The organism is Rhizobium sp. Root1220 (assembly GCF_001426265.1).
Classification (GTDB): Bacteria; Pseudomonadota; Alphaproteobacteria; order Rhizobiales; family Rhizobiaceae; genus Rhizobium.
Window position 1 is genome coordinate 233,818 of the sequence record NZ_LMDG01000001.1, and the last position, 15,132, is coordinate 248,949.

At 60.0% G+C, this 15,132-nt stretch carries 18 protein-coding genes; 16 read left to right on the plus strand and 2 right to left on the minus strand.

Translation table 11 applies throughout. The features are described from left to right. Positions 1–69: 69 nt before the first annotated feature. From trpS to ASC90_RS01210, 16 genes are all read left to right on the plus strand, one after another. Positions 70–1,134, plus strand: coding sequence for a tryptophan--tRNA ligase (trpS, locus tag ASC90_RS01135; protein WP_056534434.1), 1,065 nt, complete (start codon positions 70–72; stop codon positions 1,132–1,134). 82 nt (positions 1,135–1,216) lie between these two features. Next, the gene (locus tag ASC90_RS01140; protein WP_056534436.1) at positions 1,217–1,642 is read left to right on the plus strand and encodes a cupin domain-containing protein; all 426 of its coding nucleotides are present in this window, start codon (positions 1,217–1,219) and stop codon (positions 1,640–1,642) included. Between the two features lie 81 nt (positions 1,643–1,723). Further along, positions 1,724–2,215, plus strand: coding sequence for a universal stress protein (locus ASC90_RS01145; RefSeq protein ID WP_056534437.1), 492 nt, complete (start codon positions 1,724–1,726; stop codon positions 2,213–2,215). 110 nt (positions 2,216–2,325) lie between these two features. Continuing rightward, entirely contained in the window at positions 2,326–2,892 is a 567-nt protein-coding gene (locus ASC90_RS01150; RefSeq protein ID WP_056534439.1) for a NifU family protein, read from the plus strand. 94 nt (positions 2,893–2,986) lie between these two features. Further along, positions 2,987–3,646, plus strand: a complete 660-nt coding sequence (tsaB, locus tag ASC90_RS01155; RefSeq protein ID WP_056534441.1) for a tRNA (adenosine(37)-N6)-threonylcarbamoyltransferase complex dimerization subunit type 1 TsaB — start codon at positions 2,987–2,989, stop codon at positions 3,644–3,646. Beyond that, positions 3,643–4,143 (plus strand): N-acetyltransferase, encoded by a 501-nt coding sequence (locus tag ASC90_RS01160; protein ID WP_200950827.1) that lies wholly within the window; start codon positions 3,643–3,645, stop codon positions 4,141–4,143. The genes tsaB and ASC90_RS01160 overlap by 4 nt, the downstream gene beginning before the upstream one ends. A gap of 34 nt (positions 4,144–4,177) precedes the next feature. Continuing rightward, positions 4,178–4,606, plus strand: a complete 429-nt coding sequence (locus ASC90_RS01165; protein WP_056534445.1) for a Fur family transcriptional regulator — start codon at positions 4,178–4,180, stop codon at positions 4,604–4,606. Between the two features lie 30 nt (positions 4,607–4,636). Continuing rightward, positions 4,637–5,434 carry a lysophospholipid acyltransferase family protein gene (locus ASC90_RS01170; protein ID WP_056534447.1) on the plus strand — a complete coding sequence of 266 codons (798 nt, stop codon included), beginning with the start codon at positions 4,637–4,639 and terminating at the stop codon, positions 5,432–5,434. Positions 5,435–5,483: 49 nt separating this feature from the next. Continuing rightward, positions 5,484–6,893, plus strand: coding sequence for a tRNA (N6-isopentenyl adenosine(37)-C2)-methylthiotransferase MiaB (miaB, locus tag ASC90_RS01175; RefSeq protein ID WP_056534449.1), 1,410 nt, complete (start codon positions 5,484–5,486; stop codon positions 6,891–6,893). Positions 6,894–6,911: 18 nt separating this feature from the next. Beyond that, complete coding sequence (locus ASC90_RS01180) at positions 6,912–7,964, plus strand: PhoH family protein (RefSeq protein ID WP_056534451.1); 1,053 nt, start codon at positions 6,912–6,914, stop codon at positions 7,962–7,964. Beyond that, positions 7,964–8,479: an rRNA maturation RNase YbeY gene (gene ybeY / locus ASC90_RS01185; RefSeq protein ID WP_056534453.1), complete on the plus strand. Its 516-nt coding sequence runs from the start codon at positions 7,964–7,966 to the stop codon at positions 8,477–8,479. Before ASC90_RS01180 ends, ybeY begins: the two co-directional genes overlap by 1 nt. Then, positions 8,476–9,624, plus strand: coding sequence for a hemolysin family protein (locus ASC90_RS01190; RefSeq protein WP_056534454.1), 1,149 nt, complete (start codon positions 8,476–8,478; stop codon positions 9,622–9,624). Before ybeY ends, ASC90_RS01190 begins: the two co-directional genes overlap by 4 nt. A gap of 78 nt (positions 9,625–9,702) precedes the next feature. After that, positions 9,703–11,304 (plus strand): apolipoprotein N-acyltransferase, encoded by a 1,602-nt coding sequence (gene lnt / locus ASC90_RS01195; RefSeq protein WP_056534456.1) that lies wholly within the window; start codon positions 9,703–9,705, stop codon positions 11,302–11,304. A gap of 152 nt (positions 11,305–11,456) precedes the next feature. After that, on the plus strand, positions 11,457–11,876 hold the full coding sequence (locus ASC90_RS01200; protein ID WP_056534458.1) for a helix-turn-helix domain-containing protein: 420 nt from the start codon (positions 11,457–11,459) through the stop codon (positions 11,874–11,876). A 184-nt stretch (positions 11,877–12,060) separates the two neighbouring features. Beyond that, entirely contained in the window at positions 12,061–13,314 is a 1,254-nt protein-coding gene (gene metK / locus ASC90_RS01205; protein ID WP_056534460.1) for a methionine adenosyltransferase, read from the plus strand. Then, positions 13,311–14,012 carry a tRNA (guanine(46)-N(7))-methyltransferase TrmB gene (locus ASC90_RS01210; protein WP_056534462.1) on the plus strand — a complete coding sequence of 234 codons (702 nt, stop codon included), beginning with the start codon at positions 13,311–13,313 and terminating at the stop codon, positions 14,010–14,012. The genes metK and ASC90_RS01210 overlap by 4 nt, the downstream gene beginning before the upstream one ends. Positions 14,013–14,250: 238 nt before the next feature. Here ASC90_RS01210 and ASC90_RS01215 read toward each other — a convergent pair whose 3' ends face one another. Both ASC90_RS01215 and ASC90_RS01220 read right to left on the minus strand, forming a co-directional pair. Then, a complete protein-coding gene (locus ASC90_RS01215; RefSeq protein ID WP_056534464.1) occupies positions 14,251–14,508 on the minus strand; it encodes a DUF1150 family protein in 258 nt (85 codons plus the stop codon). A gap of 49 nt (positions 14,509–14,557) precedes the next feature. After that, positions 14,558–14,989 carry an Hsp20 family protein gene (locus tag ASC90_RS01220; protein WP_056534466.1) on the minus strand — a complete coding sequence of 144 codons (432 nt, stop codon included), beginning with the start codon at positions 14,987–14,989 and terminating at the stop codon, positions 14,558–14,560. Between the last annotated feature and the right edge of the window lie 143 nt (positions 14,990–15,132).

Consider the following 15,132-nt stretch of genomic DNA (forward strand, 5'->3'; position numbering starts at 1 on the left):
GCATAAGCCGCGGCGTTGCAACATGGGCCACTGGCCCTGGGGCCCTCCACAAGCCTAATCGAGGACATTATGAGTGAATTCAAGAAACTGGTGTTCTCCGGCGTTCAGCCGACGGGAAATCTCCATCTCGGTAACTATCTCGGCGCAATCCGCAAGTTCGTGGCTCTGCAGGAAGGCAACGACTGCATCTACTGCGTTGTCGATATGCATGCGCTGACCGCGCAACTCGTCCACGACGACATGCCGAACCAGACCCGCTCGATCGCCGCCGCGTTCATCGCCGCCGGCATCGATCCGGAGAAGCATATCGTCTTCAACCAGTCAGCCGTGCCGCAGCACGCTGAACTCGCCTGGATCTTCAATTGCGTCGCACGCATCGGTTGGATGAACCGCATGACGCAGTTCAAGGACAAGGCCGGCAAGGACCGCGAGCAGGCGTCGCTCGGGCTCTACGCCTATCCGAGCCTGATGGCTGCCGACATCCTCGTCTACCGGGGAACGCATGTGCCCGTCGGCGACGACCAGAAGCAGCACCTTGAACTCGCCCGCGACATCGCGATGAAGTTCAACCTCGACTACGGCGAGCATATCCGCAAGGCCGGCCAGGGCATCGACATCACCGTCGGAAACGAGCCGGTGCATGCCTACTTCCCGATGGTCGAACCGCTAATCGATGGCCCGGCTCCGCGCGTCATGTCGCTTCGCGACGGTACCAAGAAGATGTCGAAGTCGGACCCATCCGATCTGTCGCGCATCAACTTGATGGACGACGAGGAGGCGATCTCGAAAAAGATCCGCAAGGCAAAGACCGACCCCGACGGCTTGCCGAGTGAAGTCGATGGCCTGAAGGGACGGCCGGAAGCCGACAATCTCGTCGGCATTTATGCCGCACTCGCCGACAAGACGAAGGCCGACGTGCTTGCCGAGTTCGGCGGTCAGCAGTTCTCCGTCTTCAAGCCGGCACTGATCGAACTCGCCGTCACGGTGCTCTCGCCGATTACGGCCGAGATGCGTCGCCTTATGGCCGATACGAGCCATATTGACGCCATCCTGCGCAAGGGAGGCGAACGGGCACGGGCGCGGGCCGAAGTCACGATGAAGGAAGTCCGCGACATCGTCGGCTTCCTCTACTGAGCCTGTTTCGGGCGGCTCCGGTCGCCTGGACTTGTCGAATGGGGGGCGGCGGCGTACTCTCATCGGACCCACGGAGGCTTCGATGCGTGATCGCAACCTCATTGAGATCGGCAACATGGAAATCCGGTTCCTGATCGACGAGGACCAGAGTTCCGGCCGAATTGTGATGTTCGAATTCGTGGTGCCGCCGCAGGCCCGGGTACCTGCCGCACATTTTCATACTGACGTCGACGAGGTAATCTACGGCCTCTCCGGCGTCATCACCACAACGCTCGACGGACAGCAGCACGAGGTGCGACCCAACGAAACGGTCTTCATTCCGCGCGGCCTCGTCCACACCCACGCAAACCTCCACGACGAAACGGCGCGTTGCCTGATCACCATGACCCCAGGGTTGATCGGCAGGCGTTTCTTCGAGGAGATCGCTTCGGCGATGAACGTATCCGGCAAGCCTGACATCGAGCATGTCAAGGAAATCATGCTGCTCTACGGCCTCGTCCCGGCCTGACCGGCTGCTTGTCTCAACGATCTTCCGAAGGTCGGAAACGGGACTTGCAAATTTCCGGGATCGGGTGTCAGAGTCCGCACCATGGTATCAAAACGACTCTCCCGGCTTGAAGGTCATCGCCGCAAATTCATGGCGGTCATCGACGATACGCCCGAATGCCAACGTGCCGTACATTATGCAGGGCGGCGGGCGAAGAATTCCAATGGGGGCCTGGTCCTGGTCTACGTGATCCCGGATGGCGACTTCCAGCAATGGTTGGGGGTCGAGGAGATCATGCGGGCTGAAGCCCGTGAAGAGGCCGAGGCTGTGGTGGCCAAGTCGGCCCAGGCGGTTCGCGAAACCGCCGGCATCGATCCGGAAATCGTGATCCGCGAGGGAAGTGCCGCCGAGCAGATCAACGCCGTCATAGAGGAGGACCGGGATATCGCCATCCTCGTTCTGGCAGCAAGCTCCGCCAAGGAGGGCCCCGGGCCACTGGTTTCGTCGGTTGCCGGGCGCGGTGCGGCTTTCCCCATCCCCGTCACCGTCCTTCCCGACACACTGACCGACGAAGAGCTTGATGCTCTGGCATGATGTGTTTTCTTGAGTATCAGTCTCTTGAATAGCATCGCCAATCGGCTTATTTTCTTTTTTGAAGAATTCTAAAGACGGCCGGGGCGACTGCCCGCCGCACGGAGAGCGAAATGTTCATTCAGACCGAAGCCACGCCGAATCCCGCCACGCAGAAGTTCCTGCCGGGCCGGGTCGTCATGGAAAACGGCACGGCGGAATTCCGCAATGCCGAAGAAGCCCAGGCGTCGCCGCTGGCTGCCCGCATTTTCGAGATTCCTGGTGTGACTGGTGTCTATTTCGGCTATGATTTCATCAGCGTCTCCAAGGAAGATCAGGAGTGGCAGCACCTCAAGCCCGCCATCCTCGGCTCGATCATGGAGCACTTCATGTCGGGCAAGCCCGTCATGGGCGATGCATCGATCCTTTCCGAGGACCTCGATGCGGGCGGCGAGTTCTTCGATGCTGGCGATGAATCGATCGTCCTCACGATCAAGGAACTGCTGGAGACGCGTGTGCGTCCGGCGGTTGCCCAGGACGGCGGCGACATTACCTTCCGCGGCTTCAAGGACGGCAAGGTCTACCTCAACATGAAGGGTTCGTGCGCGGGCTGCCCGTCCTCGACGGCAACTCTGAAGCACGGCGTACAGAATTTGCTGCGCCATTTCGTTCCGGAAGTGCAGGAAGTCGAAGCCGTGTGACGGCCTGCCCCTGAAATCGCTATGACGCAGCGTTTGCAAGCGCGGCGTGGCGATGTATGGACATTCAGGAACGTTTTATTCGGAAATTGATGCCATGATCATACTGGCGCTCGACACCGCGGGTGTGGATTGCGCTGCCGCTGTCTATGACAGCGACAGGGATACGGTGCTGGGGGAGGCATCGGACATGATCGGCAAGGGGCATGCTGAACATCTGATGGGGATTGTCGACCGCGCTCTTGATATGGCGGGCGTCAATCTTGCCACCGTAGACCGAATTGCCGTCACCGTTGGACCCGGCTCGTTTACAGGAATCCGCGTCGGTGTGGCCGCAGCCCGCGGTTTTGCGCTGTCGCTGAGCATCCCTGCCGTCGGGGTGACCACGCTGGCTGTCATGGCCGAGGCTGTACGGCAACGAACCCCCGGCCGGCCGGTGCTTGCCGCCATGGATGCCAAGCGCAACGAAATTTATCTCCAGGCCTTTGATCCCGACGGCCGCGCGTTCAATGAGGCCCGCGCCGTAACTGTTGAGGATGCATTGGCGATTGCCGCGGATTTCGACGGCGAGATCACCGGCTCCGCAACGCCGCTCCTCAAGCCTGACGCGAGCGGCGACCATGCCAATCGTTTCCCGATTTCGATCGTGGCGCGCCTCGGCGCTGACGCTGATCCTTCTTCCGGAAAGCCGAAGCCTCTCTATTTGCGGGGACCCGACGCCAAGCCGCAGGCCGGCTTTGCGATTGAGCGAGTATGACCATGCTGGAATCCTATCTGACGCTGAAGCCGGAATTCGAAATCGTCTCCATGGATGCCGATGATTGCCGCGCCGTTGCAACCCTGCACGGTGAGCGCTTCGCCCGCCCCTGGGGTGACGGCGAATTCTATAGCCTGCTCAGCCAGGGCAATGTCTTCGGGTTCGTCGCTCGACAGACCAATGCCTTTCTCAAGAAGCCGCTACCGGGCTTCGTGCTCGCCCGCGAAGTCGCCGGAGAGGCCGAGATTTTGACCATCGCAACGCAGGCGAAGGTCGCCCGTTCAGGTCTTGGCTGGCGGCTAATGCAGGCTGCCATGCGCGAGGCGAAGCTGCGCGGCGGCGAAAGCATCTTCCTGGAGGTCGATGGCGGCAACGCCGCAGCGCTTGGCCTCTATCGCAAGCTCGGCTTCGAGAAGGTAGGCGAGCGCCGAGGATACTACAAGGACGCGAACGGCGCCGTTTCCACGGCGCTTGTCATGAAGCGCGTTCTTCGCTAGTTCCGTTGCAAAATGTTGATACGGAAGGCGGCTCATGACGGACGTGGCCAAAACCCTTGAGGAACTCTGCACCGAGCGCGGGATGCGTATGACCGAACAGCGCCGGGTCATCGCACGCATTCTCGAAGAGTCCGAAGATCACCCCGACGTGGAGGAACTCTATCGTCGCTCGGTGAAAGTCGACGCGAAGATCTCGATCTCGACCGTCTATCGCACCGTGAAGCTGTTCGAGGATGCGGGAATCATCGCCCGCCACGATTTCCGTGACGGCCGTTCGCGCTATGAGACGGTTCCGGAAGAGCATCACGACCACCTCATCGATCTGAAGACCGGCGCCGTCATCGAATTCCGCTCGGCGGAGATCGAGGCGCTGCAGGAAAGGATCGCCCGCGAGCACGGTTTCAAGCTGGTCGATCACCGGCTCGAGCTTTACGGCATTCCGCTCAAGAAGGACGAGCGTTGAGGCAATGAACGCAGTCCCGGAGTCTTCGATTTGATCGCCTGGCTGCGCGTCGCCTTCGCCGGCATCGTCATCCTCGTCGCCAGCATCCTGCTCATCCCCTGGCAGCTGCTTGCGCTGCGCTTTGACTGGAAGCTCCGGCGCCGGTTGCCGCGCGTCTGGCATCGCATCATCTGCTTCTGTCTCGGCATCCGCATCCGCGTCCACGGCCAGATGGAAAAGCACCGGCCCCTGATGCTCTGTGCAAACCATTCGTCTTGGATGGACATCATGGTGCTGTCGGCGGTCGCCGACGTCGCATTCATCGCCAAGGTCGAAGTGCGCGACTGGCCGATCTTCGGGACGCTTGCCAAGCTGCAGAAAAGTGTCTTCGTCGTGCGTGAGGAAAAGCGGAAGACCGGCCATCAGGCAAGCGAAATTGCCGCGCGCATGGCCGATGGCGAGATCGTCGTGCTTTTTCCAGAGGGCACGACATCGGACGGCAATCGCCTTCTCGATGTCAAATCGTCCCTGTTCGGCGCTGCGGCGATGGCCGTTCCTGCCTCGCCAACCGGCATCGTCATCGTGCAGCCGGTGGCTGTTGCCTACACCGGTGTCCACGGCCTGCCGATGGGACGCTACCACCGTCCGCTGGCATCGTGGCCCGGCGACGTCGAGATGCTGCCGCACCTCAAAGACGTGCTTCGATGCGGCGCGTTCGAGGTCGATGTTTGCTTCGGCGAGGCTGTTTCCTATGGGCCTGATACCAACCGCAAGGATGTCAGCACGACCATCGCCCAGCGTATCCGCGCCATGTTGGCCGCTGCACTGCGAGGACGTGAAATCGCCTGAAGCAAGATTTCCGTTTTCTCGCGCATCAAAAACCACTAAATAGCGCGCCATGACCCACGACAGCGCCCTCCTCCCGGCCCCGGAAACCAATCTCCGCGATGGCAGCAACAGCCGCAAGGTTTTCATCAAGACCTATGGCTGCCAGATGAACGTCTACGATTCCACGCGCATGAGCGACGCTCTTGCCCGCGATGGCTACGAGCCCACGGAAGACATGGAACAGGCCGACCTCGTCCTGCTCAACACCTGTCATATCCGGGAAAAGGCGGCCGAGAAGGTTTACTCGGCGCTTGGCCGACTCCGCGATATGAAGAAGAAGCGCACAAGCGAAGGTCGCGAATTCATGATCGGCGTTGCCGGATGCGTGGCCCAGGCCGAGGGTGAAGAAATCCTTCGCCGCGCACCCGCCGTCGATGTCGTCATCGGCCCACAGACCTATCACCGCCTGCCGGAGGCATTGCGACGCGCCAAGGAAGGCCAGCGCATCGTCGATACGGAATATGCGCTGGAAGACAAGTTCGAGCACCTGCCGATCGCCGACAAGGCAAAGATCCGGGCGCGCGGCGTAACCGCCTTCCTGACCGTCCAGGAAGGCTGCGACAAGTTCTGCACCTTCTGCGTCGTGCCGTATACGCGCGGATCCGAAGTGTCCCGTTCTGTCGATCAGATCGTCGACGAAGCACACAAGTTGGTCGAGGGCGGCGTGCGCGAGATCACGCTGCTCGGCCAGAACGTTAATGCCTGGCATGGTCGTGGCCCGGATGGTCAGGAATGGACGCTCGGCGACCTGCTTTATCGGCTGGCCGAGATCCCGGGCCTTGCCCGACTTCGCTACACCACCAGCCACCCGCGCGATATGGACGATCGGCTGATCGATGCGCACAGAGACCTGCGGGCGCTGATGCCCTATCTGCACCTACCGGTGCAGTCGGGTTCCGACCGCATTCTGAAAGCCATGAACCGGCGCCACACCGCAGCCGAATATCTGGCCCTGATCAAGCGTATCCGCGCTGCGCGACCCGACATCGCGCTGTCGGGCGACTTCATCGTCGGCTTCCCGGGGGAGACAGACCAGGATTTTGAGGATACACTGCGTCTGGTGGAGGAGGTGCGCTATGCGCAGGCTTTCTCCTTCAAATACTCGACTCGGCCGGGCACGCCCGGTGCGGACTTGAAGGACCAGGTGCCGGAAGAGATCAAGGCAGAACGGCTCGAACGCCTGCAGGGGCTTCTTCTGAAGCAGCAGCAGGAATTTGCCGAATCCTGTGTCGGAAAAACCATTGAACTGTTGCTGGAAAAGCCCGGTCGCATGGATGCACAACTTATCGGGCGTTCTCCCTGGCTTCAGTCCGTGAATGTTGATGCAAAAGCATTGCAAATCGGTGACATTATTACTGTGCGAATCACCGGAACCGGAACCAACAGCCTGTTTGCCGAGATAGCAACGGCTGAGGTCTAACCCAAGGAGCTCGACCGCTTGAACGGACAAGAATTGGTTTCTTCTTCACCGCGCCACCCACGCATCGCGAGCGACGCCAATCACTTTATTCTGACGTTCGAGAACAATCGGTTCGCCAGCGAGCTGTTCGGTCAATTCGATCAGAACCTCAAGCTTCTCGAAGAGCGTCTGAACATCGACGCCCGAGCGCGCGGCAATTCCGTCGTGATCTCCGGTGACATCGTCACCACCAATCAGGCACGACGCACGCTCGACTATCTCTATGAGAAGCTCCAGAAGGGCGGCAGCGTGGAACGATCCGACGTGGAAGGCGCAATCCGCATGGCGGTTGCGGCTGATGACCAGCTAAGCCTGCCGACGATGGAGAAGAAGGCGAAGTTGACCATGGCGCAGGTTTCCACGCGCAAGAAGACCATCGTTGCCCGCACGCCGACGCAGGACGCCTACCTCAGGGCATTGGAGCGCGCCGAACTGGTGTTTGGCTGCGGCCCGGCCGGTACCGGCAAGACCTATCTGGCCGTTGCCCATGCCGCCCAGCTTCTGGAACGCGGCGTCGTAGAGAAGATCATCCTTTCCCGTCCCGCCGTCGAAGCCGGCGAGCGGCTGGGCTTTCTGCCCGGCGACATGAAGGAAAAGGTCGATCCCTACCTCCGCCCGCTCTACGACGCGCTCTACGACATGATGCCGGCCGACAAGGTCGATCGGGCCATCACCGCCGGCGTGATCGAAATCGCGCCGCTCGCCTTCATGCGGGGTCGGACGCTGGCAAATGCTGCCGTCATTCTCGACGAGGCGCAAAATACCACGTCGATGCAGATGAAGATGTTTCTGACGCGTCTCGGCGAGAATTCGCGGATGATCGTGACCGGTGACCCGAGCCAGATCGATTTGCCGCGTGGCATCAAGTCAGGTCTGGTGGAGGCGTTGCAGCTGTTGAATGGCGTCGAGGGCATCTCGATCGTCCGCTTCAAGGATACGGATGTCGTGCGCCATCCGCTCGTCGGCCGGATCGTCAGGGCGTACGATTCGACCTATGCCACGGAAACAGAAGAGGTTGGCCGGCAGGGCTGATGGCGGAACTCGATATCCAGATCAGCATCGAGGAGGGCAATTGGCCCTCCGAAGATGTGTTGCATGCATTGGCAGACCGCGTGCTCGAGGCAGCTGCGACATACCTGCGCGAGACCGAGAAGCAGCCGTTCCCGAAAATGGTGCCCGAGGTTTCGTTGGTTTTCACCGACGATGCATCCATCCAGGACATCAATGCCGAGTGGCGCGGCAAGGACAAGCCAACCAATGTGCTTTCGTTCCCGGCCTTTCCCGTTCTGCCCGGCAAGGTACCTGGGCCGATGCTCGGCGACATCATCATCGCCCGGGAGACTGTCGAGCGCGAATCCACCGAGCTCGAAAAGAGCTTCGACGACCATCTGACGCATCTAATGGTGCACGGCTTCTTGCATCTGTTCGGCTACGATCATAATAATGATGCTAAAGCCGAAATTATGGAGGGGCTGGAGACTCGCATTCTGGCAGTACTCGGCCTATCTGACCCATACGAGGGTCAAGACCTTAAAATGGAACCATGAGCGACTTTACGACGAGACCGGCCACCGAGGCCAAGGACGCCGCCGAGCAATCCTCCTCTGATGAGGGTGGAAGTAGTAGCAGGCAGTCCGGACGATCCCAATCCTTTTGGTCACGCGCAGCACGCATGCTGCGGCCCCAGCAAGGTTCGCGCCTTCGCGAGGACCTGACCGACGCGCTATTGACCGACACCGCCGATGGCGATGTCTTTTCCCCCGATGAGAAAGCGATGTTGCACAACATCCTGCGTTTCAGGGAAGTGCGCGTTGCCGATGTCATGGTGCCACGTGCCGATATCGAGGCTGTCGATCAGACCATCACCATTGGCGAACTGATGATCCTGTTCGAGGAATCCGGTCGCTCTCGCATGCCGGTGTATGCCGAGACGCTGGACGACCCGCGGGGGATGGTCCACATCCGCGACCTGCTGTCCTATGTCGCGAAACAGGCGCGCAACAAGCGCAATGGCACGGCGAAGGCAGCCAAGGCAGCCGGGCCGATCGTTGAAGTAGCGCCGGAGCATGTGCAGAAGGCGCCGCGCTCAGCCAAGGCGAATTTCGATCTCGCCCGTGTTGACCTGCAAAAGTCCGTTGCCGAGGCCGGGATCATTCGCAAGATCCTGTTCGTACCACCCTCGATGTTGGCCTCCGACCTCTTGCGCCGGATGCAGGTCAACCGCACGCAGATGGCCTTGGTCATCGACGAATACGGCGGCACGGACGGGCTTGCCTCGCACGAGGACATCGTCGAAATGGTGGTCGGCGACATCGACGACGAGCATGATGACGAAGAGGTGATGTTCAAGCGCATCTCCGAGGACATGTTCATTGCCGACGCGCGCGTCGAGCTCGAAGATATCGCGGAAGCGATCGGACCGGATTTCGATATCACCGAGCAGGTCGACGAAGTCGACACGTTGGGCGGCCTGATTTTCTCTGAACTCGGTCGCATTCCTGTGCGCGGTGAGGTCGTGCAGGCACTTCGCGGTTTCGAGTTTCATATCCTTGAGGCCGACCCCCGCCGGATCAAACGCGTGCGCATCACCCGCAAGAGACAGGCGATCCGCCGCCGCGCCAAGACGGATGGCGACGGCGCGCCCGGTCTCGATCACGGTGACGACAGGCAAGAGACACCCACGACAAACTGATCACCGCAACCACGACAAACGGCAGCTTTTTTGAAAGACTGCCGTTTGGGTTTGATTCGCGGCTTGATGGGAGTGCGCATGGAGCGGCTTGCGGACAGGGTTATCCTGACCTGGGGTTTCAAGAGAGTGCTGCTGGCGATCCTGGCCGGGGCCGTCGGCGTCTTGGCTCTCCCCCCCGTCAGCTTCTTCGCCGCGATGTTCGTCTCCTTCACGCTTTTGGTCTGGCTCATCGATGGCGCGGCCGCCGCGCCCGGCAGCAGTTTCCTCGGTCGCCTCTGGCCCGCGTTCGCCACCGGGTGGCTGTTCGGCTTCGGTTATTTTGTCGCCGGCCTCTGGTGGCTCGGCCATGCTCTTCTGATCGATTCCGATGAGTTCGCCTGGGCGCTGCCGCTTGCGGTCTTCGGTCTGCCGGCGGTACTCGCGGTGTTTTACGGCATCGCCGCGGCTCTTGCGCGAATCCTCTGGTCAGACGGAATGGGTCGCAGCGCGGCGCTCGCGGCCAGCTTCGGATTGATGGAGTGGCTCCGGAGCGTCCTTTTCACCGGGTTTCCGTGGAATACCATCGGATATGGCATGACACCGGTACCCGTGATGATGCAATCAGCGCATATCGTCGGCATCATGGGGATTACCGCGCTGTCGGTTTTCGTCTTTGCGTCGCCAGCGCTCCTCGGTACGCGACAGGGAGCAAGGCTCGGCGTCTCATTGGCCGCGCTGTTGTTTGTTGCTCACGTCGGTTACGGCGCCTACGTTCTCTATGGTCCCCAACCCGTATCCACACCCGTCGAAAAAGGCCCGGTCGTCCGTCTCGTGCAGCCGATGATCGATCAGGCGGCAAAGATGGATTCAGATGGCGACCGCGCCGCGATCTTCGAAAAGCAATTGAAGCTTTCGGCCGAGTCGCCGAAAGACGGCGGCAGGAAACCCGACATCATTGTGTGGCCGGAAACCGCCATCCCCTTCATTCTTACCGACAGCCAGGATGCGCTGACCCGGATAGCAGACACGCTCGACGACAACCAGATCCTGATCGCCGGAGCGGTTCGCGTTGAAGATATGGGACCCGGCAACCCGCCGCGCTACTACAATTCCATATATGTGATCGACGGGCGCGGCCAGATCATTGGCGCCGCCGACAAGGTTCATCTGGTGCCTTTCGGCGAATATGTGCCGTTCGAGAATATCCTGGACGAATTCGGCATACAGAACGTCGTCGAAATGCCCGGCGGCTTCTCTCCCGCGGCGACGAGACAACTGCTCACACTGCCGAACGGACTGAAACTCTACCCGCTCGTCTGCTACGAGATCATTTTCCCGGACGAGATGACCGGCGACATCGGTGCCGCCAACGCCATCATCAACCTTACCAACGATGCCTGGTTCGGTACGACACCTGGTCCATACCAGCATTTTCAACAGGCGCGCCTACGCGCTGTCGAAACCGGCCTGCCGCTGATTCGTGACGGCAATAGTGGTATTTCAGCCCTCGTGAATGCTCGCGGCGAGGTCGTCGCCGGCTTGAGCCTCAACGAAATCGGTTTTGTTGACACAACCCTCGATGGATTTGGGAAGGTACCGAGTTCGGGCTTTCCCCGTCAGAGGTACTTCTGGTTGATCCTATTACTATTGATTGCAATTGCGTTGGTTTCGCGCGTCGGTTTTGTTTTCAAGCGGAATTGACCCAAAACCCCTAAAATTGCATAGTGGTTACGATCGGCGTTCTTAACGTATGTTTCAAAGTGAATTCCAAGACTTTGCAACGTGTCGTTTTGGGGAATGGGTTTGGGCATGCCGGTTTGAGCAAGGTTGAAAATTTTTGTTAGGGCAGGACCATGATTGAAAATAAAAAGAAGCCAAACCCGATTGACATTCATGTTGGCAGCCGAATCCGACTTCGCCGGACCATGTTGGGAATGAGCCAGGAAAAACTGGGAGAAAGCCTCGGAATCACCTTCCAGCAGATCCAGAAGTACGAGAAGGGCACGAACCGCGTCGGTGCCAGCCGGTTGCAGAACATCTCCAGTATCCTCAACGTTCCGGTTTCCTTCTTCTTTGAAGACGCTCCCGGCGAGCACTCGACCGGTCTGACCGGAATGGCTGAAGCTTCGAGTTCCAACTATGTGGTCGATTTCCTTTCCTCGTCGGAAGGACTCCAGCTCAACCGCGCATTCGTGAAAATCACCGACCCGAAGGTTCGACGCAAAGTCGTCGAGCTGGTCAAGGCGCTCGCGGCCGAAGCTGACAGCGAATAAGCATCCGTTAGAAATACGATTTACTGGAAAGCGGTCTAAAAGACCGCTTTTTGGCGTTTTTGGGGCATATTTTGCCATCTCGGCGCAGACATAAAGATATATTTATGTCCTTCTGCGCTTGTTTTTCACGCCCGAACTGAGTACCAACTACGCAGCTTTTTTGTTCTTTGAGGGGAATCCCGAAATGCGCGCCAATTATCTCTTCACCAGCGAGTCAGTTGCCGAAGGTCACCCGGACAAGGTGTGTGACCGGATCTCCGACGAGATCGTGGATCTGGTGTACCGCGAAGCGGCCAAGACCGGCGTCAACCCCTGGGGCGTGCGCATCGCTTGCGAAACGCTGGCCACGACGAACCGCGTGATTATCGCCGGCGAAGTTCGGCTACCGCCGAGCCTGATGAAGAAGGACAAGAACGGCACGGACGTCATCAACCCGTCGAAGTTCAAGGCCGCCGCCCGCCGCGCCATCAAGGACATCGGCTACGAGCAGGACGGGTTCCACTGGAAGACGGCAAAGATCGACGTGCTGCTGCACTCGCAGTCCGCAGACATCGCGCAGGGCGTGGACAATGCCGCGGACCAACAGGGCGACGAAGGCGCGGGCGACCAGGGCATCATGTTCGGTTATGCCTGCAAGGAAACGCCGGACCTCATGCCGGCACCGATCTACTACTCCCACAAGATCCTGCAGCTGCTTGCCTCCGCCCGTAAAAAAGGTGACGGCGAGGTCGCCAAGCTCGGCCCCGACGCCAAGAGCCAGGTGACGGTGCGCTACGTGGACGGCAAGCCGGCCGAAGTCACGTCGATCGTCCTCTCGACCCAGCACCTCGACGAAAGCTGGGACTCCAGCAAGGTGCGCGCCGTCGTCGAGCCTTACATCCGCGAGGCGTTGGGTGACCTGCCAATCGCCAAGGATTGCAACTGGTACATCAATCCGACCGGCAAGTTCGTCATCGGCGGCCCCGACGGTGACGCAGGTCTGACCGGTCGCAAGATCATCGTCGACACCTACGGCGGTGCAGCTCCTCACGGCGGCGGCGCATTCTCCGGCAAGGACACCACCAAGGTTGACCGCTCGGCTGCCTATGCCGCCCGCTACCTCGCAAAGAACGTCGTCGCCGCCGGCCTTGCCGACCGCTGCACGATCCAGCTGTCCTACGCCATCGGCGTCGCACAGCCGCTGTCGATCTATGTCGACTTGCATGGCACCGGCAAGGGCGTGACGGAAGACCAGGTCGAGGCCGCCATCCGCAAGAACATGGATCTGTCGCCCACCGGCATCCGCCGTCACCTCGACCTCAACAAGCCGATCTACGCCAAGACCTCCGCCTACGGTCACTTCGGCCGCAAGGCTGGCCGCGACGGCTCGTTCTCCTGGGAACGCACGGACCTCGTCAAGGCGCTCAAGGACGCCGTCAAGGTCAAGGAAGCAGCATGACCGACATGGAACGCCGCGGACGCGCGACCGAAGCCTTCTTCGGTCGCCGCAAGGGAAAGGCTCTGCGCGAACATCAGGCAGAGCGACTGAACACCCTGCTCCCGGCGTTCCTCATCGATCTTTCAGCGGCTCCACCCGAGCCGCTGAAGTCCCTCTTTCCTGGGCCGACAGACAGTCTGCGCCTGGAAATCGGCTTCGGAGGCGGCGAGCATCTGATCCATCGCGCCGTGGAAATGCCGTCCACCGGATTTATCGGTGTCGAACCTTTCATCAATTCCATGCAGAAGCTGCTGACGAGCGTCGACAATGCGGCCGCTCGCAATGTCCGCGTCTACAACGACGATGCGACGCAACTGCTTGATTGGTTGCCGGACGCCTCAATCGACCAGATCGACCTGCTTTACCCGGATCCGTGGCCGAAGCGGAAGCACTGGAAACGCCGATTCGTGTCGAGGACCAACCTCGACCGCTTCCACCGCGTGCTGAAGCCGGGCGGGCTGTTCTGCTTCGCGTCCGATATCGATACTTACGTCAACTGGACGCTGCTCAAGTGCCGCGACCATGGCGGCTTCGACTGGATCGCCGAGAATGCCGCTGACTGGCTGACGCCCTACGAGGGATGGCCGAGCACCCGCTACGAGGCCAAGGCACGGCGCGAAGGCAGATCGTCCGCCTATCTGACGTTCAAACGCGTATAGCGCAGTTCAATGCCTGCTAGTTGGTCGATCCGCACCAAGGTGACGGTCTCATCAATAATTGAACTGTACCTGTGGTTAAGGAAATAGCGTTCGGGCAGAAGGGCAGCAAAGCTAAGCGCTCAACAGCTTGCATCGTCGCGTCATCTGACATCAGGATAGCACTGACGGGACACGCCGCGCATGGGAGGAACAACGGCGCTGCAGATGAAAACCGCTGACACGCCTATGTGCCAGCTCACTAGTGCAGACTGACCGTCTTCAACTCGTCTTCGGCAGCCTTGAAAAAGGTGCTGGAGCGATTGTCCGTCAGCAGGATCGGCGTGCCATCGGCGCCGAACAGCGCCCAAAGGTCGACGTCGGGATCGATATCCGGTGCCTCGGGAAAGCACCGCGATACTTCTTCGGACCGCATTTTGCGGATGTAGGCAACCTCGCCGTTGCCGATGCCAGCAAGTTCGGTTTTGGTCAAGTGTGAATTGGCTTCTTTCATCAACATTCCTGTACCTCCAAGAGAAGGGACCAACGGTTCAAGTCGCGCCGTTGTCCTACTGTGAGACCGAAATGTTAATTTTCTTCACCATACGGTCAGGTTCCGGCCGAATGAGGTCCACGGACAGCAGCCCGGTCCTGAGGCTGGCGCCCATCACCTGCATGCCGTCAGCGAGAACAAAGGTACGCTGAAACTGTCGGGCGGCAATGCCGCGATAAAGATACTCGCGCTCGGCCTGATCAACCTGACGACCGCGAATCACCAACTGGTTTTCCTCGATAGAGACGTCGAGTTCTTCTTCGCTGAAGCCGGCAACAGCGAGCGTGATACGCAAGCGCTCCGGCGCGCCGGAGGCGCGATCGGCGGCAATTCGCTCGATATTGTAGGGCGGATATCCGTCGCTCGCCTTGGAAATACGCTCAAGCGTTTTCTCCATGGCATCAAAGCCCAGTAGGAGCGGGCTGGTGAAAGGCGTGATGCGGCTCATCGTTGTCAAAGTCCTTGATCCAAGCGACCCTTTCCGGACCTGAAATCGCAGCATCCGGTAGCATCAATATGGGAACGGCCGCAGCCTTGCGCAAGACGGCGCTTCCCTGGGCGGGCCTCCACTCCTTGACAAAGCGCGCGCTG

Coding starts and splice junctions, on each gene's coding strand:
- trpS (WP_056534434.1), top strand. CDS start 70: ATGAGTGAATTCAAGAAACTGGTGTTCTCCGGCGTTCAGCCGACGGGA.
- ASC90_RS01140 (WP_056534436.1), top strand. CDS start 1,217: ATGCGTGATCGCAACCTCATTGAGATCGGCAACATGGAAATCCGGTTC.
- ASC90_RS01145 (WP_056534437.1), top strand. CDS start 1,724: ATGGTATCAAAACGACTCTCCCGGCTTGAAGGTCATCGCCGCAAATTC.
- ASC90_RS01150 (WP_056534439.1), top strand. CDS start 2,326: ATGTTCATTCAGACCGAAGCCACGCCGAATCCCGCCACGCAGAAGTTC.
- tsaB (WP_056534441.1), top strand. CDS start 2,987: ATGATCATACTGGCGCTCGACACCGCGGGTGTGGATTGCGCTGCCGCT.
- ASC90_RS01160 (WP_200950827.1), top strand. CDS start 3,643: ATGACCATGCTGGAATCCTATCTGACGCTGAAGCCGGAATTCGAAATC.
- ASC90_RS01165 (WP_056534445.1), top strand. CDS start 4,178: ATGACGGACGTGGCCAAAACCCTTGAGGAACTCTGCACCGAGCGCGGG.
- miaB (WP_056534449.1), top strand. CDS start 5,484: ATGACCCACGACAGCGCCCTCCTCCCGGCCCCGGAAACCAATCTCCGC.
- ybeY (WP_056534453.1), top strand. CDS start 7,964: ATGGCGGAACTCGATATCCAGATCAGCATCGAGGAGGGCAATTGGCCC.
- ASC90_RS01190 (WP_056534454.1), top strand. CDS start 8,476: ATGAGCGACTTTACGACGAGACCGGCCACCGAGGCCAAGGACGCCGCC.
- lnt (WP_056534456.1), top strand. CDS start 9,703: ATGGAGCGGCTTGCGGACAGGGTTATCCTGACCTGGGGTTTCAAGAGA.
- ASC90_RS01200 (WP_056534458.1), top strand. CDS start 11,457: ATGATTGAAAATAAAAAGAAGCCAAACCCGATTGACATTCATGTTGGC.
- metK (WP_056534460.1), top strand. CDS start 12,061: ATGCGCGCCAATTATCTCTTCACCAGCGAGTCAGTTGCCGAAGGTCAC.
- ASC90_RS01210 (WP_056534462.1), top strand. CDS start 13,311: ATGACCGACATGGAACGCCGCGGACGCGCGACCGAAGCCTTCTTCGGT.
- ASC90_RS01215 (WP_056534464.1), bottom strand. CDS start 14,508: ATGTTGATGAAAGAAGCCAATTCACACTTGACCAAAACCGAACTTGCT.
- ASC90_RS01220 (WP_056534466.1), bottom strand. CDS start 14,989: ATGAGCCGCATCACGCCTTTCACCAGCCCGCTCCTACTGGGCTTTGAT.